This is a genomic window from Dyella sp. (assembly GCF_051962475.1).
Classification (GTDB): Bacteria; Pseudomonadota; Gammaproteobacteria; order Xanthomonadales; family Rhodanobacteraceae; genus Dyella_A.
On record NZ_JBQCCF010000069.1, the window covers coordinates 164,633 to 181,568 of the forward strand.

The 16,936-nt window shown below is 69.4% G+C and carries 13 protein-coding genes; 8 read left to right on the forward strand and 5 right to left on the reverse strand.

All coding sequences use genetic code 11. The features are described from left to right. The first annotated feature begins 25 nt into the window (after positions 1–25). The 4 genes from ACTHJF_RS15965 to ACTHJF_RS15980 all read left to right on the forward strand — a co-directional run bounded on the left by ACTHJF_RS15965 (position 26) and on the right by ACTHJF_RS15980 (position 2,959). Positions 26–913 carry a thiol:disulfide interchange protein DsbA/DsbL gene (locus ACTHJF_RS15965; protein WP_440267977.1) on the forward strand — a complete coding sequence of 296 codons (888 nt, stop codon included), beginning with the start codon at positions 26–28 and terminating at the stop codon, positions 911–913. Between the two features lie 72 nt (positions 914–985). After that, positions 986–1,642: a thiol:disulfide interchange protein DsbA/DsbL gene (locus ACTHJF_RS15970; RefSeq protein ID WP_440267978.1), complete on the forward strand. Its 657-nt coding sequence runs from the start codon at positions 986–988 to the stop codon at positions 1,640–1,642. A gap of 97 nt (positions 1,643–1,739) precedes the next feature. After that, complete coding sequence (locus ACTHJF_RS15975; RefSeq protein ID WP_440267979.1) at positions 1,740–2,552, forward strand: endonuclease/exonuclease/phosphatase family protein; 813 nt, start codon at positions 1,740–1,742, stop codon at positions 2,550–2,552. Beyond that, positions 2,549–2,959: a hypothetical protein gene (locus ACTHJF_RS15980; protein ID WP_440267980.1), complete on the forward strand. Its 411-nt coding sequence runs from the start codon at positions 2,549–2,551 to the stop codon at positions 2,957–2,959. Before ACTHJF_RS15975 ends, ACTHJF_RS15980 begins: the two co-directional genes overlap by 4 nt. Here the strand turns inward: ACTHJF_RS15980 and ACTHJF_RS15985 are convergent. Then, the gene (locus ACTHJF_RS15985; RefSeq protein WP_440267981.1) at positions 2,870–4,459 is read right to left on the reverse strand and encodes a glycoside hydrolase family 17 protein; all 1,590 of its coding nucleotides are present in this window, start codon (positions 4,457–4,459) and stop codon (positions 2,870–2,872) included. The two genes, ACTHJF_RS15980 and ACTHJF_RS15985, sit on opposite strands and share 90 nt — an antisense overlap. 136 nt (positions 4,460–4,595) lie before the next feature. Between ACTHJF_RS15985 and ACTHJF_RS15990 the strand changes: the two genes are divergently transcribed. Both ACTHJF_RS15990 and ACTHJF_RS15995 read left to right on the forward strand, forming a co-directional pair. Beyond that, positions 4,596–6,680 (forward strand): transglycosylase SLT domain-containing protein, encoded by a 2,085-nt coding sequence (locus ACTHJF_RS15990; RefSeq protein ID WP_440267982.1) that lies wholly within the window; start codon positions 4,596–4,598, stop codon positions 6,678–6,680. 27 nt (positions 6,681–6,707) lie between these two features. After that, complete coding sequence (locus ACTHJF_RS15995; protein WP_440267983.1) at positions 6,708–7,745, forward strand: complex I NDUFA9 subunit family protein; 1,038 nt, start codon at positions 6,708–6,710, stop codon at positions 7,743–7,745. Here the strand turns inward: ACTHJF_RS15995 and ACTHJF_RS16000 are convergent. Beyond that, positions 7,669–9,351, reverse strand: a complete 1,683-nt coding sequence (locus ACTHJF_RS16000) for a trehalase family glycosidase (protein WP_440267984.1) — start codon at positions 9,349–9,351, stop codon at positions 7,669–7,671. The genes ACTHJF_RS15995 and ACTHJF_RS16000 overlap by 77 nt on opposite strands. Positions 9,352–9,456: 105 nt before the next feature. Between ACTHJF_RS16000 and ACTHJF_RS16005 the strand changes: the two genes are divergently transcribed. Both ACTHJF_RS16005 and ACTHJF_RS16010 read left to right on the forward strand, forming a co-directional pair. Beyond that, entirely contained in the window at positions 9,457–10,686 is a 1,230-nt protein-coding gene (locus ACTHJF_RS16005; protein ID WP_440267985.1) for a multifunctional CCA addition/repair protein, read from the forward strand. A gap of 55 nt (positions 10,687–10,741) precedes the next feature. Then, entirely contained in the window at positions 10,742–12,943 is a 2,202-nt protein-coding gene (locus ACTHJF_RS16010; protein WP_440267986.1) for a sulfatase-like hydrolase/transferase, read from the forward strand. On the opposite strand, the gene ACTHJF_RS16015 is transcribed toward ACTHJF_RS16010, so the two are convergent. From ACTHJF_RS16015 to ACTHJF_RS16025, 3 genes are all read right to left on the reverse strand, one after another. Continuing rightward, positions 12,920–13,264 (reverse strand): VanZ family protein, encoded by a 345-nt coding sequence (locus tag ACTHJF_RS16015; RefSeq protein WP_440268167.1) that lies wholly within the window; start codon positions 13,262–13,264, stop codon positions 12,920–12,922. The two genes, ACTHJF_RS16010 and ACTHJF_RS16015, sit on opposite strands and share 24 nt — an antisense overlap. A 59-nt stretch (positions 13,265–13,323) precedes the next feature. After that, complete coding sequence (locus ACTHJF_RS16020) at positions 13,324–14,517, reverse strand: class I SAM-dependent methyltransferase (protein ID WP_440267987.1); 1,194 nt, start codon at positions 14,515–14,517, stop codon at positions 13,324–13,326. Positions 14,518–14,703: 186 nt separating this feature from the next. After that, the gene (locus ACTHJF_RS16025) at positions 14,704–16,860 is read right to left on the reverse strand and encodes a TonB-dependent receptor (protein WP_440267988.1); all 2,157 of its coding nucleotides are present in this window, start codon (positions 16,858–16,860) and stop codon (positions 14,704–14,706) included. Positions 16,861–16,936 lie beyond the last annotated feature (76 nt).

The following is a 16,936-nucleotide window of genomic DNA, read 5'->3' on the forward strand; positions in this document are numbered from 1 at the left end:
CCGCCGACTCCCCAAGGACATTCCCATGCTGAAGCGCCTGCCGATCCTGTGTTTCGCCCTGCTCGCCCTCACCGCGTGCAGCCACGACAGCAACAGCCCGGCGCCGACCGCTTCCGCTCCCTCGTCCACCGCCAGTGCGCCCGCGCAGGCACCGGCCGCCACACCGGCCACCGCCGGCACGGCCGCTGCAGCGACCACCAACACGGCACCGGCATCGACGGCCGCCACGCCGGCGACCGCGGCCACCACGGCTGCGGCAGCGGCGCCCACCGATGCGCCTGCCTTCGTCGAAGACCCGAAGTGGGTCGAGGGCAAGAACTACTTCCGCATCGAGCCGGCGCAGCCGAAGGTGTCCAACACCGACAAGGTCGAGGTGACCGAGGTGTTTTCCTACGCCTGCCCCTCGTGCAATGCCTTCCACCCGCTGGTGGGCAAACTGGCCGCGAGCCTGCCCTCCTACGCGCAGATGTCCTACCTGCCGGTGTCGTTCATTCCGCAGGAGAACTTCCCGATGTTCCAGCGCGCCTACCTCACCGCGCAGGCGCTGGGCGTGGCCGAGAAGGCCAACGACGCGATGTATGACGCGGTGTGGAAGAGCAAGGAGCTGAGCTCCGAGCGCGCCGACGGCCAGGGCCTGAAGCCGATGTCCGACCTGCCCAAGATCGATGACGCGGCCAAGGTCTACGCCAAGTTCGGCGTCGATCCGAAGGAGTTCGTGGCGGTCGCCAACTCCTTCAGCATCAACACGCAGGTCAAGCGCGCCGACCAGCTGGTGAAGGCCTATGGCGTAGAAGGCACGCCGACGATCGTGATCGATGGCAAGTACCGCTTCGATGGCCCCAGCGCCGGCGGCTATGCGCAGATGGTGGAGCTCGCCAAGTACCTTGCGGCCAAGGAAGCCGCCGGCAAGTAAGCGACACCGGCGGCACCTTTGCCGCCTGCCGCGGTCTTGCCTTTTCGCCCCTATCCGCTCCGGAGTCGATCCATGCTGAAGCACCTCTCCCGCCTGCGCCTGTTCGCCCTGCTCGGCGGACTCCTGCTTGCCACCGCATGCACCGCCGGCACCGGCAACGATGCGACCGCGCCGTATACCGAGGGCACCGATTACGTAGCCCTGCCCGGCCCGGCTCAGCGCTACAGCGCCGAAGGCAAGGTGGAAGTGGTCGAGGTGTTCTCCTACGGCTGCATCCACTGCTCGCATTTCGCGCCCATCGCCGAGAAGCTGCGCGCTGCGCTGCCCAAGGGCGTGGTGTTCAAGCTGGTGCCGGCACCGTTCAGCGCCGAGTGGCTGCCGTTCGCCCGCGCCTACTACGCGGCGAAGAAGCTCGGCGTGGTCGACCGCACGCACCTGGAACTGTTCAAGGAGAAGTTCGAGCAGAACTATCCGCTCAACACGCTCGACGAGCTGGCCGATTTCTACGCCCGCCAGGGCGTGGATCGCGCCGAGTTCATGCGCATCGCCACCTCGGACGCGGTCACCGCGCAGATGAAGAGCGACCTGGCGCTGATCCAGAAGTGGGGCGTCACCGGCACGCCGACGATCGTGGTGGACGGCAAGTACCGCAGCGGCGAAGTGCACACGTTCGACCAGCTCTCCGCGATGACCCAGTGGCTGGCCAAGCGCGAGCTGGCCGGCAAATAAGGCCGGCCGGGGCAGCGGCAAGCGCGGCTGTCGCGGCGTTCACGCGCCGCACGGCATGCTTGGCGCACCTGTTTCCGCTCCTTTGCCGCCTGAGCCCATGAGCCGCGCCGCCCCCGCACCTGCCAACGTTCCCGAGCGCCGCCTGCGGTTGCTCAGCTGCAACATCCTGGCCGGCGGCAGCGTGCAGCGCTACCACGAGTACGTCACGCGCAGCCTGCACGGCGTGCTGCCCGGGCGCAGCAAGATGGACAACCTCGACCGCCTCGCCGAACTGCTGCCGCAGTTCGACGTGGTCGGCCTGCAGGAGGCCGATGCCGGCAGCCTGCGTTCGGGCTTTCTCAACCAGACGCGCTACCTCGCCGAAACCGCGGGCATGCCGTTCTGGAGCCACCAGCCGAACCGGCCGATGGCGCGGCTGGCGCACTCGGCCAACGGCCTGATCAGCCGCCTGGAACCGCACAGCGTTCTCGATTACCCGCTGCCCAGCCGCATCCCCGGGCGCGGCGCGATGCTGGCGCGTTTCGGCGAGGGCGACGACGCACTGGCGGTGATGATCGCCCACCTTTCACTCAGCGCACCGGCGCGCGCCAAGCAGCTGGCCTTCATCGGCGAGGTGCTGGCGGATTTTCCGCATGCCGTGCTGATGGGCGACCTCAACACCGAGGCGCACAGCAGCGAGATGCGCCACCTGTTCGCCAAATGCCGCCTGCAGCCGCCGGATCAGCCCACGCCGACCTTCCCCAGCTGGAAACCGCGACGCGCGCTGGACCACATCCTCACCTCGGCCGATATCCAGCTGGACAAGGTGTGGACGCTGCCCCAGGCGTTCTCCGACCACCTGCCGCTGGCCGCCGAAATCCGCATGCCGGCGCGCGTGGCGCCGCGCCTGCACAAGGTGCGCCGTCGATGAGCGAGCGGCGCCCTGGCGCGCTGGTACTGGCGTGGGCCGGCGTACTGCTCGCCGGCGCGCTGGCGGCTTGGCTGCGCTACCAGCTGGTGGAGCCTCCGGCCCTGGCCGAACGCTGTGCCGCGGCGATCGACCCGCCCGCCTGGTGTGCGTTGCGCACGCGGGTGGTCGAGGGCTTCCTCAACAACAGCTTCGGCTACCTCGCGCTCGCCGCCACCGCACTCGCCTGGCTGCGCCAGCGGCTGTGGACGGCTTGGCTGGCTGCGGCGCTCGGCGCGGTCGCGCTGGAGCTGTACTGCTACCAATCCGGTGCACTGGCGCTACTGGCCGGCGCCGTGCTGCTGGTGCGCGACGCGGCGCGGCGGGAGCAGCGCGGCCGCGCCGAGCAGCACGCTCAGCCCCAGCCATAGCCACGCCACCGGGTTCTTGCCCAGCTCCTGCACCAGCACCAGCGCGGCGAGCAGGATAATCGCCACGGCGAGAAACACATCCTCGCGCCGCCGTGCGCCGGCCATGCCGATCCCGGCCAGCGCCACCAGCGCATAGCCCACAGCGGGCAGCGCGAACAGGCCCAGCGGGAAATCGCGGTAGCGTCCGTCGAACACCAGCAGCAAACCGTAATAGGCCAGCGCGAACAGCCAGGCAAAGCGCCACGAGCGCGACGGCGGTGCCACTTCGACGCGTTGCATCGCCGCCCCCAGCGCCCGCGCAAGCACCAGCGCGGTGACCAGCGCGGCCGCGCAGGCGGCACCGCTGAGCAGCCATTCCCACCACGGCCCGCAGGCGTAGAGCATTTGCCGCACCTGCCACGCCAGCGCCGCGCCGCTGGCGATGCCGGCCAATACCAGTGCGGCGGCGGCACGGGCGCCGCTTGGTCGCCCGAGCAGAACAAACAGCGCGCCACCCAGTGCCGCGGCGAGCCAACCCAGCCACCAGCGTGGCACTTCGGTCACCGGGCCCTGCATGGGAAATTTCGGCTGCGCCTGCGCATCGAAGATGCCCCAGTAGCCACCTACCGTGCCCTCCTGCGCGCGCTTCCAGCCCTGGTCGAAGGCCTCGATCACGTTGTAGGGCATCTGCACGGTGGCGGCGTAGCGTAGGAATTCCCGCAGATAGCGCGCCTCGTTCACCACGCTCGCGGTGGCGCCCTGGCGCGGCCTTCCCGCGCTGGGCCAGCCGGTCTCGCCGATCATCACCGGCTTGTCGGGAAACGCCGCGCGCACCCGCGCATAGACGTCGGCCACGTGCTGCACGGCACGCCCGGGCGGCACCGGATCATCCTCCCAGTACGGCAGCACGTGCACGGTGACGTAGTCGACCGAGGCGGCCAGTTTCGGATGGCGCAGCCAGAACTCCCACACGTCGGCATAGGTGATCGGCACCGTCGGCGGCAGCACCGCGCGCGCCTGGCGCAGGTAGCCGGCCAGCGCCGCGGGCGACTGCTCGCCGCGCAGCAACACCTCGTTGCCCACGACCACGCCGCGCAGCACCTGTGGATGCGCCCGCGCGGTGGCCGCGGCCAGCGCGATCTCGCGCGCGTTCGCGGCCGCGTCGCGACCGATCCACACGCCCATCAACACCTTCATGCCGTAGCGTCCGGCGATCGCCGGCACGGCATCCAGCCCCTGCCCCTGCGAATAGGTGCGCACGCAGTCGAAGCGGCGCGACAGCGCCTTGAGATCGGCGTCGATCTGCTGCCGCGAGATGAAGGTGGCCGGGTCGTATGGCGTCTGTCCCTCGTGGCGGTAGGGCGCGTAGGACACGCAGGCGATGCGCGCCGAGGGCGCGTTGGGCAGCTCGACCGGCCGCCCCGCCGCCCACCACCAGGACAGCCCTGCGAACGCGGCGAGCAGCAGTCCCAGCCACACCGGCCAAGGCGATCGCGTGGTGGGCGTGGACGCAGGCGTCATGGGGTTCCCGGGAATGGCGAGCGCGTCAGTCTATCAGCGCGCCGCAGGCCCTCGCCGCACTGCGACGGCACGCTGGCGGGCCGGCCGTTCAAGGGCCATCCGCTACACTGGTCGCTCAAGCAATTCAGGAGGCACGATGCCCGTTTTCCGCCCCTCCCCCCGCCGTTATTCATCCCCGATCGCGCGCTGTCTCGTTGGCATGGCGATCGTCGCGCTGTCGCTGATGCGGCCGGCGGCGGCCGCCACCGCCGCCGCGACCGACGCGCAGCGCGCGGCGTTCAAGCAGGCCTACGCGACCGCGCAGCAGCAGGGCGGCGACGCCTGGCGCGCGCAGGCGCAGGGATTGCACGACTACGTGCTCTACCCCTACCTCGAAGCGGCCGCACTGCGGCATGACCTGGCCACGCTCGACCTGGCGCGCGTGCAGGGGTATCTGGCCGCCCATCCCGGCCTGCTTCCCGCCGACGACCTGCGCCGCGCGTTTCTCGGCGAGCTGGCGCGACGACAGGACTGGACCGGCTTCCTTGCGCTCTACCAGGACGGCCTCGGCGACGCGCTCACCTGCGATGCGCTGCAGGCACGCATGGCGCAAGGCCAGCCGCTGAACTTCGACCGCGACCTCGCCGCGCTGTGGCAGAAACCCTCGTTGCCGGGCGCCTGCGATCCGGTGCAGAGCGCCGCGCACGATGCCGGCCTACTGACGCCGACGCGGTTGTGGGCGCGTATCGACCGCGCCGTCGCAACCGGTGCCGGCGGCACCGTCGCCGCGCTCGCCGCCTGGCTGCCGGCGCGCGATGCGGAGGCGGCGCAACGCCTGGCGCTGGCCCTGCGCGACCCGGCCGAAGCCACGGCGCAGGCCGAGCACTGGCCGGATACGCCGCATCATCGGGAGGCCGCGGCGATTGCGCTGCAGCGGCTGGCGCGGCGGCAATCCAGCGCCGCCGACCAGGCGTGGCTCACCTTGCGCAAGCGCTTCCACTTCAGCGAGGAGCAGCGCAACGACGTGCTCAACGCGCTGGCGCTGTTCCATGCCACCGATTTCGACGACCACGCGCTGCAGCGGCTGGCCGAACTGCCGGCGGCGGCACAGACCGACGCCACGCGCGAGTGGCGCGTACGCGTGGCGTTGGCCGAACAGAACTGGCGCGCCGTACTGACCGCGATCGATGCGCTCAGCCCCGAGCAGCAACGTGACGGCGAGTGGCGCTACTTCCGCGCGCGGGCGCTGGCCGAGCTGGGCAAGCCGGCGCAGGCGCAGCAGCAGTACACCGCACTGGCCAGCGAACCGACCTTCTTCGGCTTTCTCGCCGCCGACCGCGCCGACGCGCCGTACGCGCTGTGCCCGTGGACGCTGGCCCCGGACGAAGCCCGCGCCCGCTCGCTGCTGGCTGACCTGGGCATGCAGCGGGCGTTCGAGCTGTACGCGGTGGACCTGCCGCGTGAGGCACGACGCGAATGGGTGCGCGCCCTGCGCGGCAGCGACGAAGCGACCCGGCGCGAGGCCGCCTTGCTTGCCTACCAGCGCGGCTGGTACGACCGCGCCGTATTCACCTTTTCCAGTGGCGACGCGCTGCGCCTGTACGAGCAGCGCTTCCCACTGGCCAGCCAGGACGGCGTGGTGCCGCAGGCGCAGCAGGCCGGCATCGATCCGGCCTGGGCCTATGCGATCGCCCGCGCCGAAAGCGCCTGGATGAGTGACGCGCATTCCGGCGCCGATGCACGCGGCCTGATGCAGCTGCTGCCGGGCACCGGCGCGCAGGTCGCGCGCAGCTACGGCCTGCCGTGGGGCGGCGGAGACACGCTGTACGACCCGGTAGTGAACGTGCAGCTGGGCACGCGCTACCTGGCGCAGATGGCGCAGCGCTACAACGGCGCGCCATGGCTGGCCAGCGCGGCCTACAACGCCGGCCCGATCAAGGTGGACCAGTGGCTGGCCGCGCGCGGCACGCTGCCGCCGGACGTGTTCACCGCCGCCATCCCATACAAGGAGACGCGCGAATACGTGGCGCGGGTGATGGCCTTCAGCGTGATCTACGACTGGCGCCTGTCCGGCAGCGCCGTGCCGCTGGACAAGCGGCTGACGCCGATCGGCACCATGTACGTTCCACCCGCCGCGGGCACGGTGCGCAAGGCGGTGCGTTGTCCGGCCGATGACGGGGCCGCGCAGACGGCGCCTGCCGAGCCGGGCACCGTTCCGGCCGCGGCGGCCTCCGCCCCTTAGATTCCAAACCGCGCGAGATCGATCGCCATGATTCCCCTGCGTCTCGTCATCCTTGGTGGCACCGGCTTCGTCGGCGGCCATCTGCTCAACCGGCTTGCCCGCGACGGCCACCAGCTCACCGTGCTCACCCGCAACCGCGAGAAGCACCGCGCGATCGGGGTGATCCCTGGCGTGCGGCTGAAGAGTGTGGATGTGCACGATCCGACGCAACTTCGTGCGGCGTTCGAAGGCGCCGACGCGGTGATCAACCTGATCGGCATCCTCAACAACGCCGGACGCGAGACGTTCCAGCGCGTGCATGTGGAGCTGACCCGGCAGGTGATCGAGGCGTGCAAGGCGGCCGGCGTGCCGCGCCTGCACCAGATGAGCTCGCTCAAGGCCGGCCAGGGCCTCAGCCAGTACCTGAAGACGCGCGGCGAGGCCGAGGGGCTGGTGCGCCAGTCCGGCCTGCGCTGGACGCTGTACCAGCCCAGCGTGATCTTCGGCGACGGCGACGGCCTGGTCGGGCGATTCGCCAGGATCCTCAAGCTGACGCCGGTGCTGCCGCTGGCGCGCACGCAGTCCAGGCTCGCACCCACCTACGTTGGCGACGTGGTGGAAGCCATCGCCCGCTGCGTGACCGACGACAAGCGCTCGCTCAACCGCAGCTTCGAGCTGTACGGGCCGCAGGTGCTGACTCTGGGCGAGATCGTCGCGGCGATCCGCGACGCTGCGGGGCTGCGCACGCGCATCCTGCCGCTGCCCGATGCGCTGGGCCGGCTGCAGGCGCAGTTCGCCGAGCTGCTGCCGGGCAAGCCGTTCTCGCTGGACAACTTCCGCTCACTGCGCACCGACTCGGTGGGCAAGGTCGACGGCTACGCCGCGCTGGGCATCGTGCCGCAGCCGTTCACGCCATGGCTGGAGCGGCTGATCCACGGCCTGCCGCGCCAGCGCCGGCTCTATCACGCGCGCACGCTGCGCCGTTTATCGAGCCGCCCAGGCCATTGGATCAATGCGCCGCGGCCTCCGCGGCGTCTTTTTTTGTCCCCGCTGCGGCAGGCTTCGCGAGCAGCTCGCGGAGCTTGAGGTACACACCGTTGGTCCAGCCGAAGCCGATCACGTTGTCGGTATAGCCGGCGGTGATTTTGACGTCCGCGTTTCCGGTGACCATGTTGTATTTCTCGCGGATGGTGCCGTCGGCAGCGAGGCTGCGGTCGACGGTGCCGGTGAACTTGCCGGCGAGGCGACGCGCGTCATCGTGGAAGCCGTAGTCGTCCAGTCCCTTCACCGCCAGCCAGTTGGTCGGCGCCCAGCCGAACGGTTCGTCCCACTGCGCGCCGCTGGTGTCGCCACTCATCGCCAGGCCGCCCTTGCGCTCGAACAGCGCCAGGTGGTCGCGCACCGCCTTGGCCTGCGCCGGCGTGGCGAGGCCAGCCCACAGCGGATAGAAGGTGGTGAGGTACGGCTCGGCGGACGGCTTGCCGGTAGTGGTGTCGTAGTCCATGAACAGGCCGCGGTCGGCGCGCCACAGGTATTTGTTGATGGCGGCCTTGCGCGCCTCGGCCAGCTTCGCCCAGTGCGCCGCCTCGTCCGGCTTGCCCAGTTGCAGCGCGAAATCGTGCAGGTCGCGCTCGTAGCGGTACAGCAGGCTGTTGAGGCCCACCGCCGCGTAATGATGGGTCGCGGCGCCGTACGGACCGAAGTGGAAGTTGGTGTCGAAGCCGGACTCGCGCATGGCGCGGTCGCCCGCGTAGTAGTCGGCGCTGAGCCGGTAGCCATCGGCCCAGGCATCGGCGCACACGCGTGAGGCGGCCAGGTCGCAGCTGATCTTCTTCAGCCGGGCCGTTTCGGCCGGATCGGGATGCTCGGCGGACTTCACCAGGTAGTCGCGGTTCTGCTCCGGGTGTTTGCGCAGGTAGCGGATCACACCCTTGAGATAACCGGCGTCGCGCATCTCCAGCACCGGGCCGGCGCCCAAGTCCATATAGCGGGCCAGGCCGGTGTCGCCGGCGCGGTGCGCGGCGCTGGTCCAGATCGCGTGGTCCTTCACCGCCGGCGGATAGGCCTTGCGCAGCCATGCGGCGGCGGCCTCCGCATCGGGAAAGCTGGCGCGGTCATCCAGCACCGCTCGCATCATCGCGGTGAGGAACGGCGGCTGCGAGCGGCTGAAGTAGTAGGTACGGTTGGCGTTGAGCACGCCGCCGTAGTGGTCGATCTCGTAGAGGAAGTTCTCCACCATGCCGCGCGCCAGATCTTCGCGGTGATCGGCCACCAGACCGAGCACGATGAAGTAGCTGTCCCAGCCGTACATCTCGTTGAACATGCCGCCCGGCACTACGTACGGATGCGGCAGGTAGAGCACGCCCTGCGCCGGCAACGTGCGCGCGTCGATCTGACCCAGCGCGGTGACCGGCTGCGGCAGGCGACGCACGTCGACCTTGCAGCGCTGCTGGGTGGCGGCGAGCGCGGCTGGCATCGACACGTCGGCCGGCAGGTAGAGCACCGGCTCGGTGGCCACCTTGGGATCGACCAGCGAGGCGCAGTCGTCGGTGGCGCGGGTGAGCGTGGTCCAGGCGTGGTCGATGTACGCGCGGGTGCGGGCCGGATCGGGCGCCTGGGTGCCGGCCAGCGAGCCGGCCGACGTGAAAGCGAACAGGGCGAAGGCAAGAACGGAACGGAGCAGACGGATCATCGCGGGGACCCTTCAATGGTGGCGACGGACCCACGCGAGCATAACCCCGGCGCGCCGGGTCCGCCGTGGCAGAGACGTGAAAGGCGCGCATGGCAGAATGGCCCGATGCACAGCTACCTCGTCGGCGGCGCCGTCCGCGATCATCTGCTCGGCCGCCCCGTGGTCGACCGCGATCACGTGGTGGTCGGCGCACGGCCGGAGGAGCTGCTGGCGCTGGGCTATCGCCCGGTGGGCAAGGATTTCCCAGTGTTCCTGCATCCGCAGACCGGCGAGGAATACGCGCTGGCGCGCACCGAGCGCAAGACCGGACGCGGCTACCACGGCTTCGCCTTCCACGCCGAGCCGGAGGTGACGCTGGAAGAGGATCTGGCCCGCCGCGACCTCACCATCAACGCCATCGCGCAGGACGAAGCCGGCGCGCTGGTCGATCCCTACGGGGGCGTGCGCGATCTCGAAGCCCGCATGCTGCGCCACGTGTCGCCGGCCTTCGTCGAGGATCCGGTGCGCCTGCTGCGCGTGGCGCGCTTCGCCGCACGCTTCGCGCCGCTGGGCTTCCGCGTGGCACCGGAAACGATGGCGCTGATGCAACAGATGGTGGCCGACGGCGAGGTGGATCACCTGGTGCCCGAACGCGTCTGGGCCGAAACGCGCAAGGCGTTGAGCGAGGCGCAGCCCTCGGCGTTCCTGCGCGTGCTGCGCGAGAGCGGCGCGCTGGCGGTGCTGTTTCCCGAGATCGACGCGCTGTACGGCGTGCCGCAGCGGGCCGAGTTCCATCCGGAGATCGACACTGGCACGCACATGGAGCTGGTGCTGGACGCCGCCGCCGTGATCGCGCCGGGCGACGATCTGGTGGGCTACTGCGCGCTGGGCCACGACCTCGGCAAGGCGCTGACGCCGGTCGACGCGCTGCCGCGCCACATCGGTCACGAGCACGCCGGCGTGCCGCGTGTACGCGCGCTGTCGGCGCGGCTGAAGGTGCCCGGCGAGCACGCGGCGCTGGCCGAACTGGTCTGCCGCGAGCACCTCAACGCGCACCGCGCGCTGGAGCTCAAGCCGGCCACCGTGATGAAGCTGCTGACCGCGCTGGACGCCCTGCGCCGGCCGGCACGGCTGGACACGTTCCTGGCCGCCTGCTGGGCCGACAAGCGCGGCCGGCTCGGCCACGCCGAGGACGACTATCCGCCGGCGGACTACCTGCGCCGCGCCTGCGCGGCGGCCACGGCGGTGCAGGCCGCACCGTTCATCGCCGACGGGCTCAAGGGTCCGGCGGTCGGCGCCGCGATGGAGGCGGCCCGAGTCAAAGCCATTGCTAACGTGAAACTCGCTAGCATCTAGCCCTTTCCCGCGGCGCTGCCTCTGGCAGCCGCGCCCTGATCTGCCGGAGTTGCCTGTGTCCCTGAGCTTCCGTTCGCCCTCGCCGCTGCGCCAGCGGCTGCGCCCCCTCGGCTGGCTGGCCGGTGCCTATCTGCTGATCGGCGTGGTCACCCGCATCGCCCTGCTGGTGATGACCGGCAGCGGCGTGTCGCCCAACCCGCTCAACTACCTGTACGCCTTCGGCGTCGGTGCGGTGTCGGACCTGCTCACCTTCGTCTACGTCGCCTGGCCGCTGGTGCTGTTCCTGTGGATCGTGCCCACCGACCGGCCGCTGGTTCGCACTCCCGGCCGCTGGCTGGCATGGATCGGCGCGCTGCTGGCCGGCTTCGCGCTGTGCTGGGGCGTCCTGCATCTGATCTGGAAGGCGAGCCTGCACGAGGTGTGGCCGCTGGCGATCGTGGTGATCTACCTGCTGCCGCTGCCCGCGCTGGCGTACAACCGCCGCAGCGGTCGCGGCTACTTGTATGGGCTATGCCTGGCGCTGCTGTTCGGGCTGCTGTTCGTGGCGGCCTCCGAGCTGGTGTTCTGGCAGGAGTTCGGCGTGCGCTTCAACTTCATCGCGGTGGACTACCTCGTCTACACCACCGAGGTGATCGGCAACATCCGCGAGTCGTATCCGATCGGCACCTGGCTGGCGCTGCTGGCGGCGGTGGCGGTGATCGTGCTGTGGGCCACGCGCCGGCGTGTGCATCAGCGCGATGCCGGCACCCGCTTCGCCCAGCGCAGCGCGCTGGCCGCGGTGTGGCTGGTGCTGAGCGTGGCGGTGACCGCCGGCATCACCGCCGACATGAAGGACCGCACCGACAATAACTACGTCAACGAGCTGGCCGGCAACGGCATCTTCCAGTTCTTCGCGGCGTTCCGCTCCAGCCACCTCGACTACGCCAAGTTCTACCGCACCCTGCCGGAGACCGAGGCGTACACGCGGGTGCGCAAACTGCTGAAGACGCCCGAGGCGACCTACCTCAGCGACAGCCCGCACGACCTCACCCGCGCCATCCGTAACACTGGCCCGGAGCAGCACCTCAACGTGGTGCTGATCAGCGTGGAAAGCCTCTCGGCCGACTACCTGGGCGTGTTCGGCAACAAGGAAGGCCTCACGCCGCAGCTGGACGCACTGTCCAACAACAGCCTGTTCTTCGAGAACGTCTACGCCAACGGCACGCGCACCGTGCGCGGGCTCGAAGCGCTGTCGCTGTCGGTGCCGCCGACGCCGGGCGACTCGGTGATCAAGATGAAGAACAACGAGAACCTGTTCTCGCTGGCGGACATCTTCAACGATCGCGGCTACGTGTCGGAGTTCGTCTACGGTGGCTACGGCTACTTCGACAACATGAACTACTTCTTCAGCCACAACGGCTACCTGGCGGTGGACCGCAAGGATTTCCCCAAGGGCGCCACCATCCATCACGAGAACGTGTGGGGCGTATCGGACGAAGACCTGTTCACCATGGCGCTGGCGCAGATGGACCAGGTGCATGCGCAGGGCAAGCCGTTCTTCCTGCACATCATGACCACCTCCAACCACCGCCCGTACACCTTCCCGGAAGGCCGGGTGAAGTTCCCGCAAGGCTCGCGTGCGGGCGCGGTGGCGTACACCGACTGGTCGATCGGCGACTTCCTCAAGCGCGCCAAGGACAAGCCGTACTTCAACGACACGGTGTTCGTGATCACTGCCGACCACGATGCGGCCAGCGCGGGCAAGTCGAGCATCCCGATCAACCGCTACCACATCCCGCTGTGGATCTATGCGCCGGCGCACATCCCGCCGCGCAAGGTGGAGCGCCTCACCGCGCAGATCGACATCCCGCCGACCCTGCTCGGGCTGCTGCACTTCAGCTACCGCAGCCGTTTCTTCGGCTACGACGTATTCCAGCTCGAACCGGGCCGCGAGCGTGCGTTCCCGGCCACTTACGAGAAGCTCGGCTACCTGCGCCACAACGTGCTCACCGCGCTGGAGCCGGGCCGCAAGCTGGAGCAGCTGATTCCCGACTTCGACACGGGCGACGCCAAGGCCGCCTCGCCGGTGAACGACGCGCTGGTGAACGATGCGATCGCCTACTACCAGGTGGCCGCAAACCTGTTCAAGCACGGCGAGCTGGCGCGCCGGCCGGAAGACTCCACGCCGGTGAGCCCGGCCGAGACGGCGCCGGCAGAGGCGGGCAACGGCGGCGCGACACCCGCGCCGGCCAGCTCAGTCGCCGCGCCGACGCCGTAACCACGCCTCGCCGCTCGCCAGCACGCGGGCGAGCGGCGTGCGCAGCAGCAACCCCGCCAGTACGATGCCAACCGCGTCGGCGAGCACGTCGAACGGATCGGCATCGCGCGGTGGATCGAGCCACTGCGCAAGTTCGATGAATACGCCGAACGCCAGGCAGACCAGCGCCGCGCCGATACGACAGCGGCGATCGACGTAGACGTTGCCCCACCAACCCATCAGGCAGGTGAAGGCGAACGCGTGCAGCAGCTTGTCGCCGTCCGGCACGGCCAACGTGATGCCCGGGTCCGGGCGCAGCGCCATCCACAGCGTCCACGCCATCACCAGCACGCCCAGCGCCACCCAGGTGCGATGGAACTGCAAGCGACTGGACGTGGCGATCACAGACGTGCGGCGTGGTTGCCGTCGATCAGATCGGCGGGCAGCGGCAGCGGATCGAGGCCGCGGGTGAACAGCACCGCCTGGAACCGCTCGCCCATCTGCTCGGGCAGGGTGAGCCGCTTCACCTGCTGGGCCAGGCGATAGCGCGCCGCCTCGTCCGGTGCGTTCGCATAGGCCGCCTCGAACGCCTGTGGCAAGCCGGCGCCGATCAGAAAGGCCGACTGCGGCAGGTAGCTCGTCAGGGCAAAGCCGGCGCGCACACCGGCCTCGGCCAGCGCGCTGAAATCCACCGAGGCGGTGAGGTCGTTGAGACCGGGCAGGTACAGCGGGTCGGCGTGGCTGCGGTGGCGGTAGTGCGCCATCAGCGTACCGTCGCGACGCTCGGGCAGATAGAACTCGCGGCGGGTGTAGCCGTAGTCGACGAACAACACCAGCCCGGCCTGCAACGTGCCGGCAATCGCCTGCAGCCAGGCGGCCAGCTGCGGCAAAAGCTCGGAGCGGTAACCGTCGTCGAACGACGCGCCCAGTTCGCGTTCGAGCTGGCGCACGGCGTCGACGAGCGCGGCATCGGCCGGGCGATCCTCGCGCACCAGGCGGCCGTCGTCGCCCAGGCCCACGCACTCTTCCCACACCGCGCCGTCGTGGATTGCGAAGCGCGTGGCGGGCAGCGCATCAACCACCTCGTTGGCGAACAGCACGCCGCGCCAAGGCTCGGTCGGCGGCCGGTCGAGCCAGTGCACGCGCGCGGCGACGTCCGGTGGAAGCGCGGCGACCAGACGTTCGCGCTGGCGCTCGCGCAGATCCGCACTGGGTTCGAGGATGGCGTAGCGGTGCGGCAGCGTGCCGGCTTCGTGCATGGCGCGCAGGGCGGCTTCGGCGAAGGCGCCGCTGCCGGCGCCGAGTTCGAGGAAGTCGGCCGCCTTACCCAGCTGGGCGAGAGCCCCCTGCACCGCATGCACCACGCAACGTGCGAACAGCTCGCCCAGTTCCGGCGCGGTGATGAAATCGCCGGCCGCGCCGAACTTGGTAGCGCCCGCGCTGTAGTAGCCCAACCCGGGCGTATACAGGCAGCGCTCCATGTATCGCGCGAACGGCATTGGCCCGTGCGCGGCGATGTGCTCGCTCAGCTGGGCGAGCAGGCGTTCGGAGTGCGCGCGTTCGTCGGCGGACGGTTCGGGAAGTCGGTTGTGCATGCGCTCGTCACTCGGGGAGAACGCGCGCAAGGATAGCGGCTCGGGCGGGCGGCGCCGTGCGCCTTGGCTGACTGGATGGCGGCACGCGCGTGGCGATCGTGCGTCCGGATGCCGCCAAGGTGCTTGCCCACGTCACGACGGCCGGGGGGAGGAGCCAGTCGTCGTGACGCGGCAAGCCGGGGGGGATCAGAAATCCTTCTGCACGGTGAGATACACACCACGACGCGGGCCGAACTGCGGCGCACCTACGCCGATGCCGCTGCCATCGCGGATCTGGTAGGTGCGATCCAGCGCGTTGATCAGCGCCAGCTGCGTGTGCAGCTTGCCGGTGTTCTCGAACTGGAAGTCGTGCGACAGGCTCAGGTTGAGCTGGAAGTAGGCCGGCAGCGAGGCGCCGTTCGGCACGCTGCCGTCCTTGCGCAGGCCGCTGCCGAACAGGTAGTCGGCGCCCACCCGGGTGCCTTCGTCGAGCGCATAGCTGATGCCGCCGGAGGAGGAGTACGCCTGGTCGTGGTCGAGGAAGATGTAGTGGTCGGCCACGTAGGCCAGGTCGTCCGCGGCGAAGTTGTACTGGCTGGTGATCACCCGGTTGCCGATGGCGCGGCTGGCCGCCAGGTTGAAGTAGGCGCTGAGCGGGCCGTTGTCGTAGTTGGCGGTGAACTCCACGCCCTTGATGCGGCCCTTGGCGTAGTTGAAGGTGGAGTACACCAGCGCGGCGCCGAACTGGCCTTCGTCCTGCAGGCGCTGCACCTTGCGGTAGTAGGCGTCCACGCCCAGCGTGAGGTTCGGGCCGACGTTCTGCGAGATGCCGGCGTCAAAGTAGTCCGAGCGCTCGGACAGCGGCGTGTTGTTGCCGTTGTCCGGCAGCTGGTTGGTGGTGCCGTCGAACTTGCTGATGTTGGAGGTGGTGATCGCCTCGGTCGCCGGCGGCGTGAAGTAACGCGAGTAGCCGGCGTGCAGCACGGTCGAGTCGGTGGCCTGGTAGACCGCGCCGAGGCGCGGGCTGAGCTGGCTCTCGGTGCGGAACGCCTTGTACTCGTCGCCGCGCAGACCGTAGTTCACCGTCAGCTTGTCACCGATGCTCCACTCGTCCTGCACGTAGGCAGACCAGGTCTTGGCGGTCAGCCGGTTGCCATCGAAGATGTTGATCGGCGTGGTGCTGGTCTGGTTGCCGTCGGCGTCGGCCGGGAACACGTAGGCGTTGTTGCTGCTGGGTGCGCGCTCGAAGCTGCCGTAGACGCCGTAACGCAGGGTGTGGCGGTCGCCCAGCGGCGTGGCGAAGTCTGCCTGCAGCGTGCTGGCGCGGTTGCTGCGATCGATGGTCGAAGCGATGCCATTGAACATCAGGTCGCCGATCAGGTCCGGCGTGAACTCGAGGCTGGAGTAGCGCTGACCCAGCGAGACCTGGTAGTCGGTGTCGCCGGCCTTGCCCTGCAGCGCCAGCACGCCGAAACGGGTCGTCTCACGCTGGCGCTCATTGAGGTCGGCCGAGTTGAAGTCGACCGTGTCGAGGTAGCCGAACGCCGGCTCCTGCCCCGGGTTGTTGGGAATCTGGAAACGGCTGTTGGCCGCGCCGAACAGGAAACTCAGGCGGGTGTCGTTGTTGATCAGGTAGGAGATGTCGCCGAACGCCTTGACCTGGTTGGTGTGGTCGTGGATCGCCTTACGGCTCGCGGTCGGGTTCTCGACGCCGACGTCGCTCTCCAGGTAGTTGGCGGTGAGGAAGTAGCTCCAGCGGTCGTTGCTGCCCCAGATCGAGGCGTTCGGATTGAGCGTGCCGAACGAACCACCGGTGATGCCGACGCTGCCACCGTTGCCGAGGTCATGGCCGCTCTTGGTGGTGATGTCGACGATCGCCGCGGTACGCAGGCCGTACTGCGCCGGCAGCGCGCCGTCGAGCAGCTTCACGCTCTGGATCGTGCGGGTATCCAGCGTCTGCCCGAAACCGGAGATCGACTCGGGAATGATCACGCCGTTGATGCGGTACTGCAGGTTCGCGTGGTCGCCGCGCACATGGAGACCGCCGTAGGAGTCCTGCACCACGCCCGGCGCCTGCAGGATGACCTGGTTGAGCGGCGTGGACTGGCCCAGCGGCAACTGCGCGATCGCCTTCTGGTCGATCACGTACTGGCTGGAGCCGGTGTCCGGCGACAGCGCATTACGCGCCTGGTCCAGCGCGGCGCTGACGTCGACCGCGCCCAGCTGCTTCACCTGCGCGGGCTTATTGCGGGCGGCGGGCGTGTTCTGCGCGCCATCGTCGGGAGTGGCCGGTTGGTCGGCGGCAAACGCAGGGGACACACCGAGGGCGCAGGCGAGGCTGAGGGCAAGCAGACGTGGCGTCATGGGGCTTCCAGTACGAACGGGGGGAAAGTGAAAAGATCAGAATTGATACGTTATAACATTGCCAATCGATTGCAAA

Coding starts and splice junctions, on each gene's coding strand:
- ACTHJF_RS15965 (WP_440267977.1), top strand. CDS start 26: ATGCTGAAGCGCCTGCCGATCCTGTGTTTCGCCCTGCTCGCCCTCACC.
- ACTHJF_RS15970 (WP_440267978.1), top strand. CDS start 986: ATGCTGAAGCACCTCTCCCGCCTGCGCCTGTTCGCCCTGCTCGGCGGA.
- ACTHJF_RS15975 (WP_440267979.1), top strand. CDS start 1,740: ATGAGCCGCGCCGCCCCCGCACCTGCCAACGTTCCCGAGCGCCGCCTG.
- ACTHJF_RS15980 (WP_440267980.1), top strand. CDS start 2,549: ATGAGCGAGCGGCGCCCTGGCGCGCTGGTACTGGCGTGGGCCGGCGTA.
- ACTHJF_RS15985 (WP_440267981.1), bottom strand. CDS start 4,459: ATGACGCCTGCGTCCACGCCCACCACGCGATCGCCTTGGCCGGTGTGG.
- ACTHJF_RS15990 (WP_440267982.1), top strand. CDS start 4,596: ATGCCCGTTTTCCGCCCCTCCCCCCGCCGTTATTCATCCCCGATCGCG.
- ACTHJF_RS15995 (WP_440267983.1), top strand. CDS start 6,708: ATGATTCCCCTGCGTCTCGTCATCCTTGGTGGCACCGGCTTCGTCGGC.
- ACTHJF_RS16000 (WP_440267984.1), bottom strand. CDS start 9,351: ATGATCCGTCTGCTCCGTTCCGTTCTTGCCTTCGCCCTGTTCGCTTTC.
- ACTHJF_RS16005 (WP_440267985.1), top strand. CDS start 9,457: ATGCACAGCTACCTCGTCGGCGGCGCCGTCCGCGATCATCTGCTCGGC.
- ACTHJF_RS16015 (WP_440268167.1), bottom strand. CDS start 13,264: ATGGCGTGGACGCTGTGGATGGCGCTGCGCCCGGACCCGGGCATCACG.
- ACTHJF_RS16020 (WP_440267987.1), bottom strand. CDS start 14,517: ATGCACAACCGACTTCCCGAACCGTCCGCCGACGAACGCGCGCACTCC.
- ACTHJF_RS16025 (WP_440267988.1), bottom strand. CDS start 16,860: ATGACGCCACGTCTGCTTGCCCTCAGCCTCGCCTGCGCCCTCGGTGTG.